Source organism: Archangium violaceum Cb vi76 (genome assembly GCF_000733295.1).
Classification (GTDB): Bacteria; Myxococcota; Myxococcia; order Myxococcales; family Myxococcaceae; genus Archangium; species Archangium violaceum.
Genome location: NZ_JPMI01000027.1, coordinates 41,473 through 66,724, shown reverse-complemented (window position 1 = coordinate 66,724; position 25,252 = coordinate 41,473). Strand labels below are relative to the sequence as shown.

23 protein-coding genes are annotated in these 25,252 nt (G+C 70.0%); 14 read left to right on the top strand and 9 right to left on the bottom strand.

The genetic code is table 11. The features are described from left to right. Together Q664_RS58855 and Q664_RS59925 are read right to left on the bottom strand one after the other, a co-directional pair. On the bottom strand, nucleotides 1–561 hold a 561-nt coding region (locus Q664_RS58855; RefSeq protein ID WP_200883660.1), incomplete at its 3' end, for a hypothetical protein. A gap of 393 nt (nucleotides 562–954) precedes the next feature. Next, complete coding sequence (locus tag Q664_RS59925; protein ID WP_052517691.1) at nucleotides 955–1,329, bottom strand: hypothetical protein; 375 nt, start codon at nucleotides 1,327–1,329, stop codon at nucleotides 955–957. Nucleotides 1,330–1,338: 9 nt separating this feature from the next. Here Q664_RS59925 and Q664_RS60585 point away from each other — a divergent pair, with 9 nt between their 5' ends. From Q664_RS60585 to Q664_RS05265, 5 genes are all read left to right on the top strand, one after another. Continuing rightward, nucleotides 1,339–3,387: a J domain-containing protein gene (locus Q664_RS60585; protein WP_052517690.1), complete on the top strand. Its 2,049-nt coding sequence runs from the start codon at nucleotides 1,339–1,341 to the stop codon at nucleotides 3,385–3,387. Nucleotides 3,388–3,615: 228 nt separating this feature from the next. After that, complete coding sequence (locus tag Q664_RS05280) at nucleotides 3,616–6,366, top strand: response regulator (protein WP_043390487.1); 2,751 nt, start codon at nucleotides 3,616–3,618, stop codon at nucleotides 6,364–6,366. A 35-nt stretch (nucleotides 6,367–6,401) separates the two neighbouring features. Next, a complete protein-coding gene (gene tsaD / locus Q664_RS05275) occupies nucleotides 6,402–7,400 on the top strand; it encodes a tRNA (adenosine(37)-N6)-threonylcarbamoyltransferase complex transferase subunit TsaD (RefSeq protein WP_043390485.1) in 999 nt (332 codons plus the stop codon). An 18-nt stretch (nucleotides 7,401–7,418) separates the two neighbouring features. After that, nucleotides 7,419–8,249, top strand: a complete 831-nt coding sequence (gene rsmA, locus Q664_RS05270; RefSeq protein WP_043390482.1) for a 16S rRNA (adenine(1518)-N(6)/adenine(1519)-N(6))-dimethyltransferase RsmA — start codon at nucleotides 7,419–7,421, stop codon at nucleotides 8,247–8,249. A gap of 59 nt (nucleotides 8,250–8,308) precedes the next feature. Beyond that, nucleotides 8,309–8,707 carry a hypothetical protein gene (locus tag Q664_RS05265; RefSeq protein ID WP_043390480.1) on the top strand — a complete coding sequence of 133 codons (399 nt, stop codon included), beginning with the start codon at nucleotides 8,309–8,311 and terminating at the stop codon, nucleotides 8,705–8,707. A 4-nt stretch (nucleotides 8,708–8,711) separates the two neighbouring features. Here the strand turns inward: Q664_RS05265 and Q664_RS05260 are convergent, their stop codons facing one another. After that, entirely contained in the window at nucleotides 8,712–8,987 is a 276-nt protein-coding gene (locus Q664_RS05260; RefSeq protein ID WP_043390479.1) for a hypothetical protein, read from the bottom strand. 203 nt (nucleotides 8,988–9,190) lie between these two features. On the opposite strand from Q664_RS05260, the gene Q664_RS05255 reads away from it, so the two are divergent. The 5 genes from Q664_RS05255 (at nucleotide 9,191) to Q664_RS05235 (ending at nucleotide 12,876) form a co-directional block, all read left to right on the top strand. Further along, nucleotides 9,191–9,835, top strand: a complete 645-nt coding sequence (locus Q664_RS05255) for a deoxynucleoside kinase (protein ID WP_043390518.1) — start codon at nucleotides 9,191–9,193, stop codon at nucleotides 9,833–9,835. Nucleotides 9,836–10,001: 166 nt separating this feature from the next. Continuing rightward, nucleotides 10,002–10,898: a 3-methyl-2-oxobutanoate hydroxymethyltransferase gene (panB, locus tag Q664_RS05250; RefSeq protein ID WP_043390477.1), complete on the top strand. Its 897-nt coding sequence runs from the start codon at nucleotides 10,002–10,004 to the stop codon at nucleotides 10,896–10,898. A 3-nt stretch (nucleotides 10,899–10,901) separates the two neighbouring features. Beyond that, nucleotides 10,902–11,756 (top strand): pantoate--beta-alanine ligase, encoded by an 855-nt coding sequence (gene panC, locus Q664_RS05245; RefSeq protein ID WP_043390475.1) that lies wholly within the window; start codon nucleotides 10,902–10,904, stop codon nucleotides 11,754–11,756. Nucleotides 11,757–11,769: 13 nt separating this feature from the next. Beyond that, the gene (gene smpB / locus Q664_RS05240) at nucleotides 11,770–12,252 is read left to right on the top strand and encodes an SsrA-binding protein SmpB (RefSeq protein WP_043390473.1); all 483 of its coding nucleotides are present in this window, start codon (nucleotides 11,770–11,772) and stop codon (nucleotides 12,250–12,252) included. Between the two features lie 30 nt (nucleotides 12,253–12,282). After that, nucleotides 12,283–12,876, top strand: coding sequence for a ClpXP protease specificity-enhancing factor SspB (locus Q664_RS05235; RefSeq protein ID WP_043390471.1), 594 nt, complete (start codon nucleotides 12,283–12,285; stop codon nucleotides 12,874–12,876). Nucleotides 12,877–12,895: 19 nt separating this feature from the next. Here Q664_RS05235 and Q664_RS05230 read toward each other — a convergent pair whose 3' ends face one another. From Q664_RS05230 to Q664_RS05205, 6 genes are all read right to left on the bottom strand, one after another. Next, nucleotides 12,896–14,626 (bottom strand): serine/threonine-protein kinase, encoded by a 1,731-nt coding sequence (locus Q664_RS05230; RefSeq protein WP_043390469.1) that lies wholly within the window; start codon nucleotides 14,624–14,626, stop codon nucleotides 12,896–12,898. A 17-nt stretch (nucleotides 14,627–14,643) separates the two neighbouring features. After that, the gene (locus Q664_RS05225; protein ID WP_043390466.1) at nucleotides 14,644–14,982 is read right to left on the bottom strand and encodes a DUF971 domain-containing protein; all 339 of its coding nucleotides are present in this window, start codon (nucleotides 14,980–14,982) and stop codon (nucleotides 14,644–14,646) included. Nucleotides 14,983–15,069: 87 nt separating this feature from the next. Then, complete coding sequence (locus Q664_RS05220) at nucleotides 15,070–16,770, bottom strand: HD domain-containing phosphohydrolase (protein ID WP_043390465.1); 1,701 nt, start codon at nucleotides 16,768–16,770, stop codon at nucleotides 15,070–15,072. Nucleotides 16,771–16,788: 18 nt separating this feature from the next. Further along, complete coding sequence (locus Q664_RS05215) at nucleotides 16,789–17,676, bottom strand: LysM peptidoglycan-binding domain-containing protein (protein WP_043390463.1); 888 nt, start codon at nucleotides 17,674–17,676, stop codon at nucleotides 16,789–16,791. Next, nucleotides 17,673–18,140, bottom strand: a complete 468-nt coding sequence (locus Q664_RS05210) for a FecR domain-containing protein (protein ID WP_425117395.1) — start codon at nucleotides 18,138–18,140, stop codon at nucleotides 17,673–17,675. Before Q664_RS05210 ends, Q664_RS05215 begins: the two co-directional genes overlap by 4 nt. 77 nt (nucleotides 18,141–18,217) lie before the next feature. Next, nucleotides 18,218–19,021 (bottom strand): carbon-nitrogen hydrolase family protein, encoded by an 804-nt coding sequence (locus Q664_RS05205; protein WP_043390459.1) that lies wholly within the window; start codon nucleotides 19,019–19,021, stop codon nucleotides 18,218–18,220. A gap of 215 nt (nucleotides 19,022–19,236) precedes the next feature. Here Q664_RS05205 and Q664_RS05200 point away from each other — a divergent pair, with 215 nt between their 5' ends. The 4 genes from Q664_RS05200 to infB all read left to right on the top strand — a co-directional run bounded on the left by Q664_RS05200 (nucleotide 19,237) and on the right by infB (nucleotide 25,216). Then, nucleotides 19,237–19,719 carry a ribosome maturation factor RimP gene (locus Q664_RS05200; protein ID WP_043390456.1) on the top strand — a complete coding sequence of 161 codons (483 nt, stop codon included), beginning with the start codon at nucleotides 19,237–19,239 and terminating at the stop codon, nucleotides 19,717–19,719. A gap of 60 nt (nucleotides 19,720–19,779) precedes the next feature. Next, nucleotides 19,780–21,468 carry a transcription termination factor NusA gene (nusA, locus tag Q664_RS05195; protein WP_043390454.1) on the top strand — a complete coding sequence of 563 codons (1,689 nt, stop codon included), beginning with the start codon at nucleotides 19,780–19,782 and terminating at the stop codon, nucleotides 21,466–21,468. Nucleotides 21,469–21,509: 41 nt separating this feature from the next. Continuing rightward, the gene (locus tag Q664_RS54535) at nucleotides 21,510–21,851 is read left to right on the top strand and encodes a YlxR family protein (protein WP_075207344.1); all 342 of its coding nucleotides are present in this window, start codon (nucleotides 21,510–21,512) and stop codon (nucleotides 21,849–21,851) included. Nucleotides 21,852–21,922: 71 nt separating this feature from the next. Then, nucleotides 21,923–25,216: a translation initiation factor IF-2 gene (gene infB, locus Q664_RS05190; RefSeq protein ID WP_043390452.1), complete on the top strand. Its 3,294-nt coding sequence runs from the start codon at nucleotides 21,923–21,925 to the stop codon at nucleotides 25,214–25,216. Nucleotides 25,217–25,252 lie beyond the last annotated feature (36 nt).

Here is a 25,252-nt window from a genome sequence, read left to right as displayed (position 1 = left end):
CTTGCCGAAGAGGCTCGCCTCGCGGAGGAGCAACGGCTCGCGGAAGAGGCGCGACTGGCCGAAGAAGCCCGTCGCCGCGCGGAGGAGGAGGCGCGGCTGGCCGAAGAGGCTCGTCTCGCCGAGGAGCAGCGGCTCGCGGAAGAGGCGCGCCTTGCGGAAGAGGCGCGACTGGCCGAAGAGGCTCGTCTCGCCGAGGAAGCCCGCCGCCGCGCGGAAGAAGATGCTCGGTTGGCCGAGGAGGCTCGCCTCGCGGAAGAGGCACGGTTGGCCGAAGAGGCCAGACTCGCTGAAGAGGCCCGTCGTCGCGCGGAAGAAGAGGCGCGATTGGCAGAAGAGGCGCGTCTTGCCGAAGAGCGACGGCTCGCGGAAGAGGCGCGACTGGCTGAAGAAGCGCGACTGGCCGAAGAGGCTCGCCTCGCCGAGGAGCAACGGCTCGCGGAAGAGGCACGGTTGGCCGAAGAGGCCAGACTCGCCGAAGAAGCTCGTCGCCGGGCAGAGGAAGAGGCTCGCCTCGCGGAGGAGCAACGGCTGGCCGAAGAGGCTCGCCTCGCGGAGGAGCAACGGCTCGCGGAAGAGGCGCGACTCGCCGAGGAGGCTCGCCTCGCGGAAGAGGCACGGCTGGCCGAAGAGGCCAGACTCGCCGAAGAAGCCCGGCGCCGCGCGGAAGAGGAGGCTCGCCTCGCGGAAGAGGCACGGCTGGCCGAGGAGCGGCGGCTTGCTGAAGAGGCCAGACTGGCCGAAGAGGCTCGCCTCGCGGAGGAGGCTCGTCTCGCAGAGGAGGCCAGACTCGCTGAGGAAGCCCGTCGCCGGGCAGAGGAAGAGGCGCGTCTCGCGGAAGAGGCACGGCTGGCCGAAGAGGCACGGCTGGCCGAGGAGCGGCGGCTAGCGGAAGAGGCGCGTCTCGCGGAAGAGGCACGGCTGGCCGAAGAGGCTCGCCTCGCCGAGGAGCGGCGGCTAGCGGAAGAGGCGCGTCTCGCGGAAGAGGCACGGCTGGCCGAAGAGGCTCGTCGGCTCGCGGAGGAAGAGGCACGCCGCGCGGAGGAAGCGCGACTGGCCGAAGAGGCCCGGTTGGCGGAGGAAGCGCGACTGGCCGAAGAGGCGCGTCGTGCCGCCGAGGAAGCCCGCCTCGCCGAAGAGGCCCGCCTCGCCGAGCAGGCGCGGCTTCTGGCGGAAGAAGAAGCCCGGCGTGCCGAAGAGGCTCGCCTCGCCGAGGAGCATCGTCGCCTGGAGGAGGCGCGGCTGGCCGAAGAGGCTCGCCTCGCCGAGGCCGCGCGCCTCGCCGAGCAGCAGCGTTTCGCCGAGCAGCGTCGCGTCAACGAGGTCTCCCAACTCTCGGACGTGGCCTTCATCGCCGAGGCGGCCGAGTTGCAGGATGGCGAGTTGATCTTCACCGGAGCGCCGAGCGAGCCCCTGGTGCCCGCGCATCCGTCCGGGGTCAGCTATCTCACGGGAACCGCCGCTGCCTCGGTGGCGGCGGGCATGCGGACCGACTCCCGGTCCGAGGCCTCTCTCTCCGAGGTCGCGCCCGCTTCCGAGGTGTGGTTCGACGCGCCCCCCGCCGAGAGCACCGCGGAGCTGCCCGTTCAGGAGGACACGGAGGGCCTCCGCCTCGCGCGCGAGCAGGCCGATGCCGCGTTGATGCAGGACATGCAGGAGGCGATGCGGCGGGCCGGGGCTCCTCTTCCCGAGCCGTGGCTCATCGAGGAGCCCGCTCCAGCTCCCGCGCCCGTGGCCACTGCGCCCGCTGCTCCATCGTCCCAGGTGGCGGTGGATGAGCTGAGCGCCGATCTCGACTGGGGCGACCTCGTGGCTTCCGAGCCGCCCGCTCCCGTCATATCCGCCCCCGCCACGCCTGTTCCCGCCGCGCCCGTTCCCGTGGCTCCATCGCCCGCGGCGCCTCCCATGGCCGCGCGCCCGCCACCCGGCGCGCCTCCTCGGGCCGCCGTTCCTCCGGGCCTCCGTTCGCCCGCGGCCGGTGCGCCAGCTCCCGTTCCCCCGGGCCTCCGTTCGCCCGCGGCCAGCGCGCAGGTTCCCGCGGCTCGCGGGCCGGCGCCTGTCACCAGCGCCCCGGCTCCGGCTGCTCCGGCGTCTTCCGTTCCGCCGAACCTGTCGTCCCGCTCCGGTCCTCCCGCCGCTCCCGCCGCCACGACCGCTCCCGCCCCCATGCAGCCGCTCAAGCTGGGGCCCGACGCGGCTCGTCCCTCGGGGGACGACGACCTCTGGGGCATGGCCTTCGACAATGCCCCCACCGTCGAGGCCGCTGGCGACATCAACGCCTCCTTCGAGGCCGCGTTCCAGCAGGTCGATGTCCAACTGGAGTCCCTCGTCCGTACGGACGTACCCCAGGCCGCTGCCGCGCCGGCCGCACCCGTCATCGCGCCCACCCCCGTGGCCGCGCCTCCGGCTCCCGCGCCAGCTCCGGCACCGGCCGCCCCGGCCCAGGCCCGCGACGCCAGCGCTCCCGATGCGTGGGACGACCTGAACGTCGGCGAGGATGACCTGGCGGATGAGCCCTCCGACGAGGCCGCGAAGGCCCGTCGCCAGGCCCTGCTCCAGCGGGCCGCGCAGCTCGGCTCTCGTCCCGCTCCGCCTCCAGGTGCGCCCGCGGCGCCCGCGCCATCTCCCGCCGCACCTCCTCAGCTCCTCACCGAGGAGCAGCAACTGGCCCAGCTCGCGCAGACAATCGAGAAGCGCTACGAGGACCTGCAATCCAAGCGCGAGCACTTCACCACGCTGGGTCTCCCCATCGACCCGGAGGTGAAGAAGGATCAGGTGAAGGCCGCGTTCCTCGGGCTCGCCAAGCGCTTCCACCCGGACCGCCTGCCCCCGGCGCTCTCCGCGCTCGCGCCCAAGATGACCGCCGTCTTCGAGGCCATCCGCGACTCCTACGAGGTCCTCTACAACGACGCTCAGCGCACGGCCTACCTCCAGGAGTTGCGCACCCAGAGCGCGTCGCCGGCGAGCACCCGGCCTCCGGGCGTGGATCCGAACGATCTCTTCAAGATGGGCGAGGTCTTCTTCCGCAAGCGGGACTTCGTGGCCGCGGCCGAGCACTTCGAGCGTGCCCACAACGCCGAGCCCAAGGCGGTGTACCTCGCCGCGCGGGCATGGGCCATCTACATGGACCCCCAGCGCAAGGCGGAGATCCCCAAGACGAAGCAGATGATGGCCGAGGCGCTCAAGCTGGACCCGAACTGTGATCGGGCCCATTACCAGCTCGGCGTCATCTCCCGCGTCGAGGGCGACATCGCCCGCGCCGAGCGCCACTTCCGCGAGGCGGTGCGCGCCAACCCCAAGCACCTCGAGGCCAACCAGGAGCTGCGCCTGATCGAGATGCGCAAGAAGAATCCGCCTCCCTCCAACAAGAAGGGCGGCCTCTTCGGCTGATCGCCTCCGGTTCGCTTGGACCTCCAGGTCTCCCTGGGGGTAGAGCCGGGCTTTCCCCGGAATACCGCCCGCCTGGCCGGGTGCCGGGCGAGGGGCCCGTGCGGGCGGGGAGGGTGCCCGTCCCCCCGGGCGCCAGACGAGAACCCGGCCCCCTCCGCCATTGACATGCCTGGAGAGCGGGCATGATCATCCGCACTCTTCTCCGCGCGCAGCGAAAGGCATTCGAACGTGGCCAAGCAGCACCTGCTCCTGGTCGATGGTGACCCGAAGAGTCTCCGTGTCATGGAGGTCAGCCTGAAGAAGGCCGGCTTCTCGGTGACGACGGCTATCCACGGCAAGGATGCGCTCGAGAAGGTGCAGATCAGCCCGCCGGACCTCGTGCTCGCCGACACGAAGATGCCGGAGATGGACGGCTTCGAGCTGTGCAAGACGCTCAAGTCGGACGAGCGCTTCAAGCACATCCCCTACGTCTTCCTCACCAACCAGAAGGCGGTCGAGGCGAAGGTGAAGGGCCTGGAGCTCGGGGGCGACGACTACCTGACCAAGCCCATCTACATCAAAGAGATCGTCACCCGCGTGACGATGATCCTCCAGAAGGCGGACAAGGAGAAGATCGAGCGGCGGGAGACGACCAAGGGCGGGTTCGCGGGCAACCTGGCCGACATGGGCGTGGTGGACCTGGTCCAGACGTTCGAGATCGGCCGCAAGACGGGCAACATCTCCATCAAGGGCGAGCGCGTCGCCACCATCTACTTCAAGGAAGGCCGCGTCATCGACGCGGAGATGGGGCGGCTCAAGGGCGAGAACGCCTTCTACCGTCTGCTCAACGCCACCGAGGGCGAGTTCGAGGTCCAGTTCACCGCGCTGGACCGGCCCGAGCGCATCGAGGTCTCCACCCAGGGCCTGCTGATGGAGGGCATGCGCCGCCTGGACGAGTGGGGCCGCATGCTCGAGCAGCTGCCTCCGCTGGAGACGGTGTTCGAGATCGACTACCACCAGCTGGCGGACCGGCTCTCGGAGATTCCGGACGAGGTGAACGGGCTGCTGCGCCTCTTCGATGGCAAGCGGAGCCTGAGCCGGGTGGTGGAGGACTCGGACTTCGATGACCTGGCGGCGCTGGGCATCATCAGCAAGCTGTACTTCGAGGGCCTCATCCGCGAGCTGGGCAGCGTCTCGCAGGCGCCGGTGCAGAGTGGCAAGCCCGGCATCGAGGAGTGGCTGCACAACGCGCCAGCGCCGAGCGCCCCGGCCGAGCCCGCGCCGGAGCCGGTGGCCCCCGCGGTGGAGCCCGCGCCGGTGGTGGAGCCCGCGCCCGTGGCCGTGGCCGCGGCCGAGCCGGTGGATGCGGAGCCCGAGCTGCCGCTGGTGGACACCGTGACCGAGCCGGAGCTGGAGGCTCCCGCGCTGGCCGCTTCCGAGTCCGAGCCCGGCGAGGATCGGCCGCGGCAGCTCGCCAACGTCGTCGTCTTCGAGTCCAGGAAGCGCGCGTCGAACGTTCCCGAGACGGACATCATCGCGCCGCCGCGCTCGGCCGAGGGCTCGTCGTTCCTCGTGGATCCGGCGCCGGCCCACCGCGCCAAGGAGATGGAGCGGCGCAGCCTGCTGCTCGACTGGAGCCGGGTGGACGTGGATGGCCTCGGCTCGGCGGGAGGCTGGGGTCCGGGTTGGTCTCCGGCGCCTCGTGCCTCGACGTCCGCCAGCGCACCGGCTTCCACGCCTTCCGAGTCCCCCGTGTCCCCGTCCGCCCCGGCGGCCCCGGTGGATGCGTCGGCGTCCTCGCGAGGCCCCATCTTTGGCGGGGCCGCCGTGGGCCCCAATCCTTTTCCGCCAGTGCCTCCTCCGGAGCCCGCGACTCCGGCCGAGGAGGTGACGCTGGTGTCGGCCGCGAAGCCCATCATTCCCGTTCCGCCCGCGCCCGCGCCCACGCCCGCTCCGGTCGAGAAGCCCGCGGAGGCTCCGGCCGAGAAGCCCCAGCAGCTCGCGCTGCCTCCGTACCCGGGCCACGGCGCGCCCGCGTCCACGCCTCCGCCCGTCGCGCCCTCCGAGCCCGTTGTCTCCAAGCCCGTGGAGCAGCCTCGGCCCGTCGAGACGCCCAAGCCCGCGCCGCAGGCCAGCAAGCCCGTGGCGGATGATCCCAAGCCGCGTCCGGTGTCGCCCCGGCCCACCCCGCCTTCCAAGACGCCCTCGGCCGGCGTGCAGAACGCGCAGCAGCAGCAGCCGCCGAAGCCGAACCGGATGGGCATCATCATCGGAGGCATCGTGGCCATCGCCGCGGTGGCCGCGGTGGTGGTGTTCTCGCAGTCGGGTGATTCGGACAAGCCCACGCCTCCGCCCGCGCCGAAGCCCGCGCCCACCGAGCAGGTGAAGGCGCCGGAGCCCGAGAACAAGGCCCCCGAGGCGAAGGCTCCGGAGACGAAGCCGCCGGAGACGACGCCGCCCGAGACGAAGCCCGTCGAGACGCCGGCCACCGCGGCCCAGATGGCCGTGGCCGATGCGGGGACGCCTCCCAATGCCACCGGGACGCCGGCCGTGGCGGCGAACGGCACTCCGGCCGCCGAGGATGATGGCAAGGACGACGAGCCGGAGCAGCCCGCGGCGCAGCAGCTGAGCCCCGAGGCCCAGTACGCCAACCTGACGCGCCAGGGGAAGAAGCTCATGGGGACCGGGCGCTACAAGACGGCGGCCTTCTCGTACCGCAAGGCGCTCAACCTCAAGCCGGACTCGGCCGAGGCCAAGGCGGGCCTGGGCATCTCCCTGGTGCGCAGCGACTCGAACTACCGCGAGGCCGTCAAGCTGCTGGAGGACGCGCTGAAGGACCAGCCCAACAATGCCCACGCCTGGCTGTGCCTGGGCATGGGCCGGCAGATGGTCCAGCAGGAGAAGAAGGCAATCGACGCCTACAAGCGCTATCTCTCCTTGGAGCCCAACGGCCAATACGCCAACGACGTGCGCGCCGCGCTCAAGTCGCTCGGACAGTAGGCGTGGCGGCGGGCTCCTGGTAGAGAGGACGCCCTTTGCTCGTACTCGGAATCGAAACCTCCTGTGATGAGACCGCCGCCGCCCTCGTGGAGGACGGCCGGCGCGTGCTCTCCGATGTCGTCTCCACCCAGGTGGACATCCACCGGCGCTGGGGTGGGGTGGTGCCGGAGCTGGCCAGTCGCAACCACGTGGTGCAGGTCATGCCCGTGCTGCACGAGGCCCTCACCCGCGCCAACAAGACGCTCGATGACGTGGACCTCATCGCCGTCACCTCCGGGCCCGGCCTCATCGGCGCGCTCCTGGTGGGCGTGCAGGTGGCCAAGTCGCTGAGCCTCGCCACCGGTAAGCCCTTCGTTGGAGCCAACCACCTCGAGGGGCATCTGCTCGCCATCCGCCTGCTGGAGGACGCGCCGGAGCCTCCGTTCCTCGGGCTCGTCGTTTCGGGTGGCCACACCAGCCTCTACGAGGTGCAGGACTACGGCCGCTACCGGCTGGTGGGCAGCACCCGCGATGACGCCGCGGGCGAGGCCTACGACAAGACGGCCCGCATCCTCGGCTTGCCGTACCCGGGCGGGCTGCCCATCGATCAGCTCGCGCAGAAGGGGAACCCGGAGGCCATCCGTTTCCCCCGCGCGCTGCCCGGGGCGGAGAACTTCGACTGGTCCTTCTCGGGCCTGAAGACGTCAGTGGCGCAGCACGTGCGCAAGCATGGCGTCCCCGAGGGCCAGGCGCTGGCGGACCTGTGCGCCTCCTTCCAGGAGGCCGTGGCGGACGCGCTGTCGAAGAAGTTCGTCGCCGCGGCGCGCCGGCTGGGCCTGAAGAACCTGGTGGTGTGCGGGGGCGTGGCGGCCAACTCGCGGTTGCGCTCGCTGAGCCTGGAGCGCGCGAAGGATCGCCACTTGAATCTGTACCTGCCGCCGGTGCGGCTGTGCACGGACAACGGCGCGATGATCGCCGTGGCCGGTTACGAGGCCTGGCGCCGGGGACTTCGCGGGGACTTCAATCTGTCCGCGGACCCGGCCTGGCGCATGTGAAGGTGAAGGGAGCCGAGAGTGGATACGCCACGTGACATCCTCCAGCGCCACGGCCTGAGGGCCAAGCACAGCTGGGGGCAGAACTTCCTGGGGGACCCGGACATCCTCGAGGCCATCGCCGACTCGCTGGAGCTGCGCGAGGGCGAGCCGGTGGTGGAGCTGGGCCCGGGCCTGGGGCACCTCACGCGTTTCCTCGCCGCCACGGGCGCGCGGGTCACCGCGGTGGAGAAGGACCGGGACATGATCGCCGTCCTGGAGAAGGAGGCCATCCCCGGGGTGCGCGTGGTGGACGGGAACGCGGCCACGGTGGACTTCGCCAAGGTGGCGGGTGTGCCCGAGGTGAAGGTCGCGGGCAACCTCCCGTACCACCTGACGAGCTCCATCCTCTTCCAGGTGCTGGAGCAGCGCGAGCACGTGACGCGCGCCGTCTTCACCCTGCAGAAGGAGGTGGTGGACCGGCTCGCGGCGGAGCCGGGTGGGCGCGACTACGGCCTGCTCACCGCCATCCTGGGCCTGTACTTCACCTCGGAGAACCTCTTCGACATCGACGCCCACCGCTTCCATCCGCCGCCGAAGGTGGACTCGGCGGTGCTGCGGCTGATCCGCCGTCCCGCGCCGCTGGCGCCGGTGGTGGACGGGGCGCGTTTCATCCGCCTGGTGAAGGCGGGGTTCGCCCAGCGCCGCAAGACGCTCATCAACTCGCTCAAGTCGGACAAGTCGCTGGGCTCGAGCGAGCAGCTCCATCAGGCGCTGGAGACGGCGGGCATCGACCCGACGCGTCGTGCGGAGACGCTCTCGTCCGAGGAGTTCGCCGCCATCGAGCGGGCGCTCGGCCCCGTGACGAGGTAGCGGCAATTTGGCGTCCGGCCCGCTCTGGTGTTAACGCTAGAGCGGCTCGGAGAGGATTGATGACACCCCTGCCCATGGAGGAGCTGGAGCCGGTGCTCAACCGCTTCGGCGTGGTGTACGCGGTGTTCGCCCGCCCGGACGGAGTGGTGTTGCTGCGTTGGGGCGATCCCAGCTCGATTCCTCTCCTCGACGAGAAGACCTTCGTGGGGGCGACGCAGGACATGGCCCGCGTCTACCGCTCGTTGGATCGCATGCTGCTGCCGCAGATGGACGTGCAGGGGGAGTTCCTCGGCATCCGCTCGAAGGTGGCCGACAAGGTGGTGTACGCGCTCTTCTTCGGCACGCGGCGCTTCGAGGCGGCCACGCCCGTGGAGCGGCTGCGCACCGAGTACGCCTTCTGCAAGTCGCTCGGGAGCGCGGTGGACGCGGCGCTCCAGCGATGGGTGGCCTCGCGTTAGGGGCTCAGGTCCCGCCGCCGCCGAGCAGCCTGGCCAGTCCGCCCTGTTGCGACAGCCATGCGCGGAACTCGTCCTCGGACAGCCGCATGCGGGCCAGCACGCCGCGGAGGATTTCCTCCGGGGTCCCGTCCTTCCGGCGCTTGAGCTCCAGGGCCGTCTTGAGGAGGGCCACGCCGTAGAGTGGATCCGGTTCCACGGCCCGGGGAGGAGACGTCTCGGTGGACGTGGCCCGGCGTGGCTCCAGCTCGATGACCGTCTTCGCCCGCTGCCGTCGATTCATCTCCCTCGGTCCCCGCGCGTTCGCGTTTTCCGCACCGCGCGTGCGTCCCTGGTAGTGGACGCTCATCGGGCCGTCAAGCGTGGCGAGGGGGTGGGGAGCGCGATCATTGCCCGGTCGTCACTCCCGTGCTCTATTCCGCGCCCCGTTCCGGCCGGATCACCCACGCCGGGGCGCGTCTCGTGCAGTCGGAGGTCTCGAAGCGGATGGACAACCGCTACATCGTGGTCGAGGGGCCCATCGGCGTCGGTAAGACGAGTCTCTCCAACTTCGTCGCCGAGCGTTTCGGCGCCCGGCGAGTCTTCGAGAAATACGAGGAGAATCCCTTCCTCGCCCACTTCTACGAGGACCGGCAGAAGTACGCCTTCCAGACGCAGATCTTCTTCCTGCTCTCGCGCTTCCAGCAGCAGCAGGAGCTCTTCCAGCCGGACCTGTTCAACTCGGTGACGGTGAGCGACTACCTGTTCGCCAAGGACCGCATCTTCGCGTGCCTGACGCTGGGCTCGCACGAGCTGTCGCTCTACGAGCGGGTCTTCGAGGCCCTCACCCCCCGGGTGACGCGGCCGGACCTGGTCATCTTCCTGCAGGCCCGCCTGGACGTGCTGCTCCACCGCATCAAGAAGCGGGGCCGCGAGTTCGAGCGCCAGTTCGACGCCGGCTACCTGGAGGAGCTGGTCCACGCCTACAACGACTTCTTCTCCCGCTACACGGAGACGCCGCTGCTGGTGGTGGACACCTCGGACATCGACTTCGTCCACAACGAGGAGGACTTGAAGGGGCTGATGGGCGCCATCGACCAGGCGCGTCAGGGTACCCACCACTACCACCCCCACGGCGGCAAGCGCCTCTGAGAGGGGCTCGGCTGCCTGCCCGCCCTCAAGAGAAGCCCCCGCGGCGCTCTCGAGGGCGTTAGAGTGTCACCGGTGGCCGCTTCCGGCGATCCCCTCGGGGACGGTGAGAGGCGTCCATGCATGCACGGCAGGACGTTGAACCCCTATCCCCAAGAGGAGGTGAACCGTGAAGGACAAGGTCACCATCCACACGCTGAAGCGCCAGAAGCAGAGCGGCCAGAAGATCTGTATGGTCACGGCCTACGATGCCACCTTCGCCCGCGTCTTCGATGAAGCCGGAGCGGACGTGCTGCTCGTGGGAGATTCCCTGGGCATGGTCGTGCAGGGCCACGACTCCACGCTCCCCGTCACGATGGACCAGATGGTGTACCACTCGGCCGCCGTCGTTCGGGGGACGAAGCGGGCGCTCGTGGTGGGCGATCTTCCCTTCATGAGCTATCAGGCGTCGGTGGAGGAGGCGGTGCGCAATGCCGGCCGCATGGTGGCGGAGGGCAGGGTGGGCGCGGTGAAGCTCGAGGGCGGTGCCGAGTTCGCCGACGTCATCTCCGCCATCACCCGTGCGAGCATCCCCGTCATGGGCCACCTGGGCCTCACGCCGCAGTCGGTGCACAAGATGGGCGGCTACGTGGTGCAGGGCCGCGACGAGGACGCCGCGCGCAAGATTCTCGAGGACGCCATCGCGCTGGAGCGCGCGGGCTGCTTCTCGCTGGTGCTCGAGGGCGTGCCGCTGGAGCTGGCGCGTCAGGTGACGCAGCGGCTCTCCATTCCCACCATCGGCATTGGCGCGGGTAAATACTGCGACGGCCAGGTGCTGGTCTGCTACGACCTGTTGGGGATGAACCCGGACTTCAAGCCCAAGTTCGTGAAGCGCTTCGCCAACCTGCATGGCTCCATGTCGGAGGCCGCGGGCGCGTACTTCTCCGAGGTCCGCGCGGGCACCTTCCCGGACGAGGAGCACTCCTTCAAGTCCAAGCCCATCCGCCTCGTGGCCTCCACGCCGGAGCCCACGGACGCGTCCGCCGAGCCGGAGAAGATGGGCCCCGTCTACGGAGCACCGGTCTAGCCCATGGCTCCGCTCGTCCTTCGCACCGTTGCCGAGACCGCCGCGTGGGCGGATTCCCTTCGCCGCTCGGGCCGCCGCCTGGCGTTGGTGCCCACCATGGGCTTCCTGCATGAGGGGCACGTCTCGTTGATGCGCGAGGGACGCCAGCGCGCCGACGTCGTCGCGGCCTCCATCTTCGTCAACCCCACCCAGTTCGGTCCCAAGGAAGACCTGTCGCGCTACCCGCGGGACCTGGAGGGGGACCTGGCCAGGTGCGCCAGCGCCGGAGTGGAGGCCGTCTTCGCCCCCGTTCCGGCGGAGGTGTACCCGCCGGGTTACCAGACGTATGTGGATGTGGAGCAGGTGAGCCAGGGCCTGTGTGGTGCGCGCAGGCCCGGTCACTTCCGGGGCGTGGCCACGGTGGTGACGAAGCTGCTGTGCCTCTTCAAGCCCCAGCTCGCCCTCTTCGGCGAGAAGGACTACCAGCAGCTCCAGGTCATCCGCGCCCTCGAGCGCGACCTGAACCTTGGAGTTGAAATCATCGGCATGCCCACCGTGCGCGAGCCGGACGGGCTGGCGATGAGCTCCCGCAATGCCTACCTGTCCCCCGAGGAGCGTCAGCGGGCGCTCTCCCTGTCGCGGGGGCTGGCGGCGGCCCAGGCGTTGTGCCGGGGCGGGACGCGCGACACCCCGGCCTTGGTCGCCGCGGTGCGTCGCGAATTGGAGGCGGCGGGCCTTCGAGAGGATTATGTCGAGTTGGTGGACGCTACCTCGCTGACCCCGCTGCCGGCCGTGAGTCCGGGCCAGACGGCGCGGCTGTTGGTGGCGGCCTTCGTTGGTTCCACACGGCTGATCGACAACCAGCCCATCGGAGGCTAGAGGACGCGAGCGTATGGCGGCTAAGGGCAAGGGCGGGACGGGCGAGTCCGGCATCAGGATCATCGCCGAGAATCGCAAGGCGCGCGCCGCCTACACCGTGGACGAGAAGGTCGAGGCCGGCCTGTCGCTCTCGGGCAGCGAGGTGAAGGCGCTGAGGGCGGGGACGGCCAACCTCTCGGACGCCTACGCCCTGCCCAAGGGCAGCGAGCTCTTCCTGCTCAACGCTCACATCGGCGTTTACAACCCCTCCAGTTTTTTCAGCCACGAGCCCCTTCGCGGCCGCAAGCTGTTGATGCACCGCGAGGAAATCGACCGGTGGATTACGAAGGTGCGGGAGCGAGGCTATTCCATCATCCCGCTCCTGCTGTATTTCAAGGACGGCCGGGCGAAGGTGGAGCTGGGGCTGTGCCGGGGCAAGACGCACGAGGATCGACGGCAGGACATCAAGGAACGGGAGACCAAGCGGGAGATGGACCGGGCGATGCGCCGTCGCTGAAACGCCCCCCTCGTCCGCTAGCGCACGTCGATGGACAAGAAAGGTCCTGAGAAGAAGGCGCGGCTGTTGGCCGCACTCGAGAAGGGCATGGTGATGATCCACCTGGACGCGCGCCGTCCGGGGGTGCTCGTGCCTACATCGCTGCGCAATGAGTCCCACCTGCGCCTCAACCTGTCCTACCGGTTCGATCCACCGGACCTGACGGTGGGCGAGTGGGGCGTGCGCTGCACGCTGAGCTTCTCGGGGAGCCGCTTCAAGGTGGCGGTGCCGTGGTCGGCGCTGTTCGCGATCACCAGTCACCTGACGAAGGAGTTCTGGATGTACCCGGACGACATGCCGGCCGAGCTCCTCCAGCAGACGATGGTGACGACGAAGGTGCCGGAGAGCGTGACGGAGCAGCCGGCCCCGGCGGCGGAGCTGCGTCCCCGGGCGGTGCTGCGCGAGGTGGGGCGGCCCGAGGACGAGTCGCCCGAGCCCGTGGCGGCGGTTCCGGCTCCGGCGGCCACGCCGGCTCCGGTCCCCGTGTCGGCCCCGGCCCCGGTTCCGAGCCCCATCGAGGCCGAGGGGCCCCGGGACGAGCCGCCGCCCGGACCGCGCCGGGGTCACCTGCGTCTGGTGAAGTGAGCGCGGGCCTTCCCGCGCTTCAGCGCTCGAGCTTGAGGTCGACCGTCACGGGCTCGCCGCCCTTGAAGGTGCCCTTGCGGGGCTTGTAGCCCTTGAGGGTTACCTGGAAGGGGACCTTCTGGCCGGTGGCGTAGGTGTTGTCGACGACGAGGGGCGTGGTGCCGATGACCTCGCCGTTCACGGCGACGGTGGCGCCCTCGGGGAAGCTCTGGAAGACGAGCAGCGGCAGGGTCTGCTTGGGAGCCACCGAGAAGAAGAACCGGGTGAGCAGGGGCCGGAGGTAGGGGTAGCCCACCACGGCGGCGCCGCCCAGCAGCAGGAGCGTGGCCAGGATGGCCAGGGGGCGTCCCCACTGCATGCGGGCCTTGGGCTCCTCGTACGCCGTCTCCTGTTTCGGGGCGCGCTCCTCCAGCTCCAGCTCGTCTTCCCTCATGTCCAGCACCGAGCGCCGTGAGGTGGGCTGGGTGGTGGGGACCGAGGAGATCTCCTCGGCGAGGGAGGAGAGTCCCGGGGCGAGCGCGCGGGCGCAGCGGTCGCACGGGGCATGGGCCGAGGCGAGGGGCGCGTTGCAGCGGGCGCAGCGGAACTCCTGGCCCTGGGGCGCGCCGTTGGACGCGCGAGCGGAGACGGGTGCGGCGGGAGCTTCGGCGGTGGGCAGGACGAGCCGGCCGCTCATGCTGAGCGCGGGCCCGCCGGGGACCTCCGCGTTCTCCTGCTGCAGCTCGAAGGAGGGGGGATTCGCGGCCCGGGTGGACAGCGAGGGCCGGCGGACGGTGGGCTCGACGACGTCCGGCTGGGAGCCGCTGGCTTCCGGGGACTCCGAGGCCTGTGCGCGCTCGACGAGGGTGAGGGGCGGGGTGAGGCTGGCGATGAACGTGGCGAGGGACTGGGAGGTGGCGGGCTCCCCGGCCTGGGCCAGGTAGCGGGCGAGGGCCTCGGCCATGTCCTCGGGCCGGGGGAAGCGGGCCTCGGGCGTCTTGGCCATGGCGCGAGCCAGCACCGCGGCGAACGGCGCGGGCACGTCCGTGAGGGGCGCGGGCTCCTGCTGGGTGATGGCGAGCGCGAAGGCCATGGGATCCCCAGCGCCATCTCCGAAGGGGTGGCGTCCGGCGAGCAGCTCGTAGAGGACGATGCCGAGCCCGAACAGATCGCTCGAGGCGTTGGCCGGCTCGCCGCGCAGCGTCTCGGGGGCGGCGTAGGGGAGCTTGCCCTTGAAGGTGCCGGGCTGGGTGCCCATGGACACGCCCTCGAGGCGGGCGATGCCGAAGTCCGTCACCTTCACCTCGCCCTCGCGCGAGACGAGGATGTTGGAGGGCGAGACGTCGCGGTGGGCGGTGAGCACGGGGCGGCCGTTGTGCTGACGGCGGTAGGCGTGGATGAGCCCCGCGAGTGCCTGGGAGCCGATGAAGGCCACCAGGTGGGGAGGGAAGCGCTGGCCGCGGCGGTGGGCATGGCGCAGCAGCACGCCCAGATCCCACCCGTCCACCAGCTCCATCACCATGAAGAGCCCCTCGGGGCTGGTGCCCACGTCGTAGACGCTGGCGATGTTCTGGTGCTGGAGGTGGGTGGCGAGCCGGGCCTCGGCGAGGAACATCTGCGCGATGGTGGGCTCGCTGGCCAGGTGCGGCAGCACGCGCTTGATGGCCACGGACTTCTCGAAGCCCTGCGCGCCGCGCGCCACGCCGAGGAACAGCTCCGCCATGCCCCCCATGGCCAGTGGACGCAGCAGCCGGTAGCGGGACTCGTTCATGTGTTTCCTCCGCGCGCTCAGCCCTGGGGCTGGGTGATCTCGCGCAGCAGCTTCCAGGGGTAGATGCCGGTGCCGTGGCCGTCGCTGAAGACGAAGGTGAGGGCGTAGTTGCCCACCGGTTGCAGCTGGGTGATGCGCACGTCCGTGGGCACCCGGGCCGGGTCCAGCGTGCGCTTGTTGGTCCACTCGTCCACGCACCCGGCGCACGGGCATTGCTGGCGCAGCACCTGGGCGGTGGCACCCGTCTTCACGCCGTCCTCCCAGACGAGGCTCAACCGGGTGTTGTCCGGAGACAGCGTCACCTCCGTGGCGGACACGGGGCGCTCGGTGGGCTTGATTCGATCCCAGAAACTCAAGGGGTTCCCCTTTCAGGGCGAGAACATCGTCGCGCCCTGCTTACCATCCGGCGCACCGGATGGGGGAGGGGAACCCGGGGGAGGGCCTCACGAGGCGAGCTTCACGGGGAGCCGATGGCCCTCGACGCGCACGCCCTTCTTCTCCACCACCCGGCGCAGCGCGGAGACCACGGCCGGGTCCAGCTGCTTGCCGCTGAGGTTCTCCAGGATCTCCATGGCCTTCTCCAGGGGCATGGCCTTCTGGTAGGGGCGGGTGGAGGTGCAGGCGTCGAAGGTGTCCGCGCACGCGACGATGCGGGCCAGCAGGGGGATGTCCTCGCCGGCGAGCTTGTCCGGGTAGCCGGTGCCATCCCAGCGCTCGTGGTGGCTGCGCACGCAGGCGCGCATGGCCTGCAGGAAGCTGATGGGCTTGATGATGGTGTCGCCGATGGCCGGGTGCTCGCGCATGATGGCCATCTCCTCGTCCGTCAGCCGCGACTGCTTGCAGAGGATGGACTCGACGATGCCGATCTTCCCGATGTCGTGGAGGATGCCGCCGAACTGGAGCTGCTTGAGCTCGCGCTCGGAGAGGGCCATCTCGCGGCCGATCTCCACCGCCACGTCGCCCACGCGCTGGCTGTGGCCGCGGGTGTAGGAGTCCTTGGAGTCGATGGAGTTGGCCAGGGCGACGATGGTCTCCAGGTAGCCCTGCTCGAGGCTCTCGTAGAGGCCGCGGTTCTCGTGGTCGTACGCGAGCAGCTGCTTGCTCATGTAGTTGAACGTCCGGGCCAGCTCGCCGAGCTCGTTCTTCTGGGGGACGTTGACCTCGAGGCCGAACTTGCCCTGGGCGAGCTGGAGGGCGCCCTGGGTGAAGCCCTTGAGGGGGCGGGTGACGCTGCGCGAGAAGAAGGCGGCGAGCGCGAGGGCCACCACGGTGGCGGCGAGCACGGTGAGCAGCAGGCGCCGCTCCATGGTCTCCACCTGCTTGTAGGCGAGCGCCACGGGCTGCTCGGAGACGATGGCCCAGTGGGGGTCCGCCAGGGTGGCGTAGGCGGCGACGACGGCCTCGTCGCCCTCGGCGAAGTTGCCCACGTGGAGGATGTCGGTGTCCGGGGAGCGCGCCACGCCCTTGAGCAGGTGCGACACCACGGGCCGGTGGGAGACGTCCTGGCCGGCCACCAGTCCACCGCCGCCGGCGAGCACATGGCCCTTGGCGTCGGCGAGGTAGACGAAGCCGGTGCTGCCCACGCGCTCCTGGGCGAGCATGGACTGCAGCTCCACCAGCGTCACGTCCGCGGCGACGTAGCCCTTGACGGGCTCGCCCACGGGGAAGGCGAACGTCACCACCGCCTCGCCGGTGGGGCGCCACACCACGTCCGCGTAGTGCAGGCCGGCGAGCCCCTCCAGCAGGGCCACGGCGCGCGACTCGTGCTCGGCGAGCGCGGTGGGAGGCACGTCACTGACGGCGAAGGCCTGGAGCCCGGGGAGGCGCCTGCCATCGGGCCCGAAGAGGGTGATGGCCTGCACCTCCCGGCTCTGGTTGAGCACGGCGCGCAGGTACGTCTGCTGCTGCTCCAGGGGCAGGGCGAAGAAGTTGGGCACGCGCGCCATGCCCATGACGGCGCGCGTGGGCTCGGCGAGGAAGCCCTCCACCTTGAGCTTCAGTTGCTTGACGCGCTCCTGGGTGAGCTCCTGCGCGTCGCGCACCAGCAGCTCACGCGTGTCGGACACGGACAGCAGGCCCACCATCACGGTGGGCACCAGACTGGCCACCAGCATCAACAAGAGGATGGTCTTGAAGAGCCGCATGGGGACGCTCCTCCCGCGCTACTTCCACTTCGAGGGCTGCACCTGGAGATTGATGGGCTTGGCTGGCGCTTCCGCCACCTCGAAGCCCTGCTCGGCCGACGCCTCGGAGCGGGCCTCGTGGGCCACCGCGCGCACGCTCCAGCGGTAGAGGCCCGCGGTCAGCGACACCCGGAGCTGGTTGGCACTGGCCTGCAGCGTGCGCTTCTCGCCACGCGCGGGGACGAGCTCCACCTCGTAGCCTTCCGCGCCCTCCACCGCCTTCCAGGCGAGGGTGACGGGGCTCGGGCCGCCCTTGGCGGGCTGCACGGTCAGCTTCAGCCGGTTGGCGGGGGAGGTGGGCTGGGGCACGCCCAGCGGAGCCCGGGGCGGAGGCGGCGGCTGGCCCTTCTCCACGCTGACGCTCTCGCCGGGATGGACGGGACGGGTGACCCCCTCGGCCTCCACGCGCACCGGCTGGCCGGACCTGGACTTCACGGTGGTGATGCCCTTGTCGGTCACGTTCACGGTGAAGGCGGTGGGCTGCGGCGCGGGGCCCGCCACCAGTTTCCAGGCGCCATCGGCGGCCTGGGCGGCCTCGTCGTAGCGCGCGCCCTGGAAGTAGGCCTCGGCCTCCTTCAGCTTGGCCGAGGCTTCCTCGCGCCGGGCCGCCTTCGTGTCCGCCGCAGCCAACGCGTTGCGCGCCGTCGTCAGCACGCGCTGGGCGAGCTCGCGGTTGGGCCCGGGCAGCTTCAGCTTCGTGCCTGGCACGACGGCGTTGTCCTTCAAACCATTGAGCGCCTTGAGCTCGCTGGCACCACCGCGGTCTCCCATCGTGCGCTGGGCCACCTCGGCGAGCGACTCTCCATCGCGCACCACCGCCTCGGTGGGTGCCAGCATCAACAGGGCGAGCAGGAGGGAACTCTTCATTGGAACACGATCTCCCTTCCGGCCCGGACGGTGGCCGCTGGCGTGGTGACGGACAGGGACTGGCGTGCCGGATCTTCCATCTCGGCGTCCACCCGTCCGCGGAGAACGGTCAGGTCCGTGCGCTCCTGCCCGGGCCTCGGCCGCGTCTCCGCGATGCCGATCAGCGCGTCATCGCCCAGGTTCACGATGCTTCCATTGGCGAAGACGATCTGCGCTCCCGCGCCGGCCACCGTGCGTACCTTGTCGTTCTCGAAGAGGGGCATGCCATCCTGGGCGGAGATCCATTCGTCTCCCGCCGCGCGTTTGACCTTCACATCTCCTTGAAGGCCCTTGAGCTGGGCACGGCGCACCGGAGGCGGCGCGGCCGGTGCCTGCACCGGGGCCACGGGCTTCTCATCGGCGGGACAACCCACCGAGAAGGCCCCGAGGAGGACGAACACCATGGAGGACCAGCGACTTTTCACGAGAGAGGTTCCGGATCCTCAGTGTAACGGGGAATGGACCCGGGACCCAGGGGGCCGGTCACAAGTGCCCGGTCGCTTCAGTCCAGCCGTCGATGTTGCAGGCAGGGCAGATTCTTGCGGATACGTGCGAGCAGCTCCGGATCCACCGCTGCCACGGCGAGTCCCTCGCCCTCGGAGGCCCGGGCCGTCACCAGGCCCCATGGGTCCACCACCATGGCATGGCCCCAGGTGACGCGCTGGGGCGAGTGCCGCCCGCCCTGCGCCGGGGCGAAGAGGTAGCACTGGTTCTCGATGGCGCGCGCGCGCAGCAACACCTCCCAGTGATCCTTGCCCGTCATGAGGGTGAAGGCCGCCGGCACCGCCAGCAGGGTCGCGCCTTCCTTCGCCAGGCGCCGGTACAGCTCGGGGAAGCGCAGGTCGTAGCAGATGGACAGGCCCAGCCGGCCCAGCTCCGTGTCCGCCGTCACCACCTGGCCGCCGGGGGCCACGGCCTCCGACTCGCGGTAGGGCGTACCATCACCCACGTCCACGTCGAAGAGGTGGATCTTCCGGTACACGGCCAGCCGCGCGCCGTCCGGCCCGAAGAGCACGGTGGTGTTATAGAGGCGGCCGCCCGGGGCGCCCGACTCGAGGATGGAGCCTGCCAGCAGTGTCACCTTCCGCTCCCGCGCCAGCTCGGCCATGCGCGAGAGCGTGGGCCCCTCGAGCGTCTCGGCGGCACCCGGGCGCTCGGCTTCTGGCCCCATCCAGCTGAAGTTCTCGGGAAGACCCACCAGCCGGGCCCCCAGGTCGGCCGCACGCCGGACGAGCCGGGCGGCCGAATCGAGGTTGTGGGCCTTATCAGCGGTGGACACCATCTGGGCTGCGGCAATGAGGTGCATGGGGGCGTTATAACCGGTCCGCGTCCACGGAAACCCCGGGAATCCCTACCCCCGGGAGGACTGTTGGATGTCAGGACAAGGGGTGCGTCATCCTTTACACCCCGAGGTGGCGTGTGTTACGGACGCCGCCGACATTTTTCGACGCAGTTCCTCGAAAAGTGGGCCGTCGTGCCCGCTTTTTGTGTTTTTGGAGTCCGGAGTCTTCGAAGCGGCCTATGGCGGAGAACATCAAGCAAACGGTGGAGGCAAGGGCACAGGAGCTGCTCGAGCCCATCGTTGCGGGCGAGGGGCTGGAGCTCCTCGAGGTGGAGTTCCTCCGCGAGCGCGAGGGCTGGGTCCTGCGCCTGTTCATCGACAAGCCGGGTGGACGGGTGGGTCTGGACGAGTGCTCGCAGGTCTCGCGGGCGGTGGACACGGTGCTGGATGTGGAGGACATCGTCCCCCACGAGTACAACCTGGAGGTCTCCAGCCCGGGTGTGAACAGGCCCCTGAAGAAGCCCGTGCATTTCGAGCGGGTGAAGGGCCAGACGGTCAAGGTGAAGACCTTTGGTCCCATCGGGGAGCCGCCGCGCAAGAACTTCACCGGGACGCTCACCGAGGTGGCGGCCGACGCCATCGCCGTGGACGTGGAAGGGGCGGGCAGCTTCCGCATCCCCTTCAAGGACATCGCCAAGGCCAACCTGGAGTTCGAGTTCTAGCAGTCCACATACAGGGTGCGCCCTCGCGCGGGCGCGCCCGTGGAACCTTTGGAGAAGATGATGCCCACGCCAGCCAACCCCAACATCAACCTCAACCTCGTCCTGGACCAGGTGGCCAAGGACAAGGGCATCGACCGCAGCGTGCTCATCGCCACGCTCGAGGACGCGATGACGACCGCGGCCAAGAAGCACTTTGGCCAGGAGCGCAACCTCGAGGCGAAGTACGACCCGGAGAAGGGGGTGGTGGAGCTCTTCCAGGCCATCACCGTGGTGGAGACCATCACCGACCCCATCCAGGCGGTGAACCAGATCTCCCTCGACGAGGCGCACAAGAAGGGCATGGAGGTGGAGCCGGGCGACGAGCTCGTGTTCCAGATCTTCTACCGTGACGAGGACGCGGCGGAGGCCAAGGCGCAGGACGATCAGTACGGGGACATCCTCCGGCTGAAGACGTTCCGCCGGGGTTTCGGACGCATCGCGGCCCAGACGGCCAAGCAGGTCATCCTCCAGCGCACCCGCGACGCCGAGCGCGAGAACGTCTTCAACGAGTACAAGGACCGGCGCAACGAGATCGTCACCGGCATCGCCCGGCGTTTCGAGCGCGGCAACATCATCGTGGACCTGGGCCGCGCCGAGGCGGTGCTCCCGGTGCGCGAGCAGGTGCCGCGCGAGACGTACCGCGCCGGCGACCGCGTCCAGGCCTACGTGCTGGACGTGCTGCGCGAGTCCAAGGGCCCGCAGATCGTCCTCAGCCGCGCCTCCGTGAACCTGCTGACCAAGCTGTTCGAGATGGAGGTCCCGGAGATCGCCGAGGGGATCGTCGTCATCGAGGCCGCGGCGCGCGAGCCGGGTGGACGGGCGAAGATCGCCGTGTCCAGCCGTGACTCGGACGTGGATCCGGTGGGCGCGTGCGTGGGCATGAAGGGCAGCCGCGTGCAGGCGGTGGTGCAGGAGCTGCGCGGCGAGAAGATCGACATCGTCCCCTACGACGAGGACCCGGCGCGCTTCGTGTGCGCCGCCCTGGCCCCGGCCGAGGTGAGCCGCGTCATCATCGACGAGGCCAACCACGCCATGGAGCTCATCGTCCCGGATGACCAGCTGTCCCTGGCCATCGGCCGGCGCGGGCAGAATGTCCGCCTGGCGGCACAGCTGACGGGTTGGAAGCTGGACATCAACAGCGAGAGCCGGGTGCGCGAGATGCGCGAGTTCGCCAACCGTTCGCTGGGCGCCCTTCCGGGTGTCAACGAGATGCTGGTGGAGACGCTCTACGCGCACGGTTTCCGTCAGGCGAAGGACATCGCCGAGGCCAATCCGGAGATGCTGGGCCAGATTCCCGGGATGGACCCGTCGCGGATTCCCGCCATGCAGGAGGAGGCCCGGAAGCAGATGTCGCTGGACGCGGCCGAGCTGTCGCGCATGGAGCGTGAGCGCGAGCAGGCCCGCCAGGCCGAGGCGCGCCGTCATCCGGACGAGCTCAGTCAGACGGAGCGGCTGGCCCGCGTCAGGGGCATGGGCGAGAAGACCATCGAACAGCTGGGCCTTGCCGGTTACAAGACGGTGGAGGATCTGGCCAACGAGAAGGACCTGGCCAAGCTGGGTGACGTGCCGGGCGTCGGAATCAAGAAGGCCCGCCAGCTCAAGAGCGCGGCGGAGAACTATCTGGTGGAGGAGGCCAAGCTCCGGGCGGAGCTCAACGCCGAGCGCGGGGCTTCCTCCTCGGCCACCCAGTCGGCGGGTGACCTGGCTTGAGGTCGGAGTGAGGACGTAAGCTCGCTCGGTTGGCAGGGGGGATGCGCCTGAAGGCTCGTTCCGGTAGTAGAAGAAAAGAAGAACTCCCGGCGAACGCCGGACCGGTGCGAAGCTGCATCGGTTGCGGCGCCCGGCGAATCCAGGCGGAGCTCACCCGGTTGGCGGTGGGCCCCGAGGGCGCGGTGGTGGTGGACCGGGCGAGGCGGCTCCCTGGGAGGGGGGCATGGCTCTGCGGAGCCGGGTGCCTGGCGGCAGCGGTGAAGCGGAAGGCCTTTGGCAGGGCCTTCCGGGGGAAGGCGGGGGCAGTCGACCCGTCGGCCCTGGGACAGGCGTTGGAGTCGGGCCCGGCTCGGGGTGGAGCGGCCGGGGGGAGTGGGTGTTAGCACCACTCGCACACATTTTTGGATTAGGGTGCTGCGCCCGGTAGCCGGCGGAGCAAAAGGCCAAGCAACGTATGTCGAAGAAGCGCGTTCACGAGATTGCAAAAGAGCTCAAGGACCAAGGGGTCGAGCTCGACAACAAAGAGGTCGTGACTGAGCTCGTCGCGCTCGGCTACGACGTCAAGAGCCACTCGTCCTCACTCGAGGACGATCAGGCCACCGCTGCCGTGCAGAAGATTCTGGACAAGCGGAAGCCCAAGCAGGCCGCGGCGCCGGTGACAGCCAAGGGATTCGTGGTGCGCCGCAAGGCCCCGACGAGTGCTCCCTCGTCCTCCGACGCCGGTTATGAGGAGGCGCCGGCCGCCGAGGCGCCGGCCGCCGAGGCGCCGCGTGCTCCCGAGCCGCCGTCGGCCGTCGAGGCGCCGGCCGCCGAGGCGCCGAGGGCCGCAACTGCTCAGCCGCCCGCCGCCGCTGCCCCCGAGGCACCGTCCGCTCCCGTGGCTTCTCCTGCTCCCGCCACCGAGGCGCCGAGGGCCGCTGCTCCGGTTCCCGTTTCCGAGACTCCGGCCGCCCCCGTGGCGCCGGTCACTCCCGCCGAGGCACCCCGTGCCGAGGCTCAGCCTGCCGCCGCGGAGCCGTCGAGCCCCGCCACGCAGCCGTCGTCTCCCGCAGCCGCCATTGAGGCGCCGCGGGCCGCGGAGCCGCCCCGTGCGGTTACCCCGCCCCCGGCTGCCGCCGCGCAGCCGCCATCCCCTGTCAAGGAGTCACCCAGCTTGTCTACCCGCCCGCCTTCGGCGGTTCCACCCACTGTCCGGACCCCCTCGGCCCATCCTTCTTCCGGTCCGCATCGGACCTCTTCCCCAGGTGGTCAGGGGGGCATGGGCGGTCGTCCCGGCGGTCCCGGCGGCCAGGGAGGCCGTCCCGGTGGCCCCGGTGGTCAGGGAGGCCGTCCCGGTGGCCCCGGTGGTCAGGGAGGCCGTCCCGGTGGCCCCGGTGGTCAGGGAGGCCGTCCCGGTGGCCCCGGTGGTCAGGGAGGCCGTCCCGGTGGCCAGTATCAGCGTGGCGCGCCCAGCCAGTACCAGCGCAGTGGCGGGATTCAGTCGACCGGTCCGGTGCGTCCCTCGTCTCCGGGTACCGCGCCGGGTGGTCAGCCCGGTGGCGCTCCCGGCCAGACGGGCCAGCAGGTGATGGTGGGCGGCGTTCCCCACCAGCAGGTCTCGCAGGATCCGCGCTCGCTGCGTCCCACGGCCACCCAGGCCGTCGTCATCTCGCGTCCGCTCATCCAGGTTCGCCGGGTGACGCCCACGGGCGGCGCGGGCAAGCAGTACCCCATGGCGCCGGGCAAGAGCGCCATCGGCACCGAGAAGCGTGAGTTCCGGGTCATCCCCGACCATGCCGGCCGTGGCCGCGAGCTCGTCGACGTCTCCAAGGGCAAGGACAAGGAGAAGGCGGGCGGACGCACCAAGCGTGGCGCAGCGGGGGAGGGCGGTCCTTCCAAGCAGGAGATCTCCGATCTCGTGTGGGGTCGCGTCACCATCCCCATCCGCGGCAAGAAGAAGAAGCCCACCAAGAAGGGCGCCAAGACGCAGATCACCCAGATGGCCGAGGAGAAGAAGGTCATCAAGATCCAGGAGGGCATCTCCGTGTCCGACCTGGGCCAGCGCATGGGTGTGCGCACCAACGAGCTCATCAAGAAGCTGATGGGCCTGGGCAAGATGGCCACGGCCAACCAGATCATCGACGCGGAGACCACGGAGTTGATCGCCACCGATTACGGCTGGCGCGTGGAGAAGGCCGGCTTCGAGGTCGAGGACTTCCTGCCCGAGGTGGAGGAGCGCGCCGAGGACCAGCGCAACCGTCCGCCGGTCGTCACGGTCATGGGTCACGTCGACCACGGCAAGACGAGTCTGCTCGACGCCATCCGCGCCGCCAACGTGGCGGCCGGCGAGGCCGGTGGCATCACCCAGCACATCGGCGCCTACTCGGTGAAGACGTCGCGCGGGGACATCACCTTCCTGGATACCCCGGGCCACGAGGCCTTCACGTCCATGCGCGCCCGTGGCGCCAACGTGACGGACATCGTGGTGCTGGTGGTGGCCGCCGACGACGGCGTGATGCCGCAGACGATCGAGTCCATCAAGCAGGCCAAGGCCGCCGAGGTGCCCATCGTCGTCGCCATCAACAAGATGGACGTGCCGGGCGCCAACCCGGACCGCGTGAAGAAGGACCTGGCCAACTACGAGCTCACTCCCGAGGAGTGGGGCGGCGAAACCATCATGGTTCCCGTGTCGGCCAAGCAGAAGATGGGCATCGACCTGCTGCTGGAGAACATCGCGCTGCAGGCCGAGGTGCTCGAGCTCACGAGCAACCCGAGCCGTCCGGCGGTGGGCGCCATCATCGAGGCCAAGCTGGAGAAGGGCCGCGGTCCCGTGGCCACGGTGCTGGTGCAGGAGGGCACGCTCAAGGTGGGCGATGCCGTCGTCACCGGTACGCACTTCGGCCGCGTGCGCGCCATGAACAACAGCCGGGGCGAGTCCGTGAAGGAAGTGCTCCCGGGCTACTCCGCCGAGCTCATCGGCCTGTCCGGCGTGCCCACCGCGGGTGACACCCTCAACGCGGTGGCCGACGAGAAGGCCGCCAAGGAGATCGCCTCGCACCGCGCCATGAAGGGCCGCGAGGCGGATCTGGGCAAGGCCAACACCCGCGAGACGCTCGAGCAGCTGTTCGCCAAGACCAAGGCGGGCGGTGGTCCCAAGGAGCTGCGCCTCGTCATCAAGGCGGACGTGCAGGGCTCGGCCGAGGCCGTCAAGGAGGCCGTCCAGAAGCTGTCCACCCACAAGGTCCGCGTGGAAGTCATCCACTCGGGCGTGGGCGCGATGACCGAGGGCGACGTGATGCGCGCGGCCGCTTCCAAGGGCCTCGTGGTGGGCTTCAACGTCAAGCCCGAGTCCGGCACCGAGGCCGCCGCCAAGGCTCAGGAGGTGAAGCTGGAGACCTACAGCATCATCTACGAGCTCATCGACGGTGTGCGGAAGTCCATGGAAGACCTCCTGGAGCCCATCCGCACCGAGCGCAAGCTGGGCCGTGCCGAGGTGCGCAACACCTTCAACGTCCCGAAGCTGGGCACCATCGCCGGTGCGGCGGTGCTCGACGGCGTGATGAAGCGTGGTGCCTTCGTCCGCCTGCTGCGCGACAGCAAGCAGCTGTTCTCCGGAAAGATGGCCTCGCTCCGCCGCTTCAAGGACGACGTGAAGGAAGTCGCCCAGGGCTTCGAGTGCGGTATCGGCATCGAGAACTACACGGATCTCAAGCCCGGCGACATCATCGAGGCCTATGAGATCGAGGAGACGCGGCCGAGCCTGAGCTAGTGCCTCTCCGGCCGCTGTCCTTCACCACCGGAATGC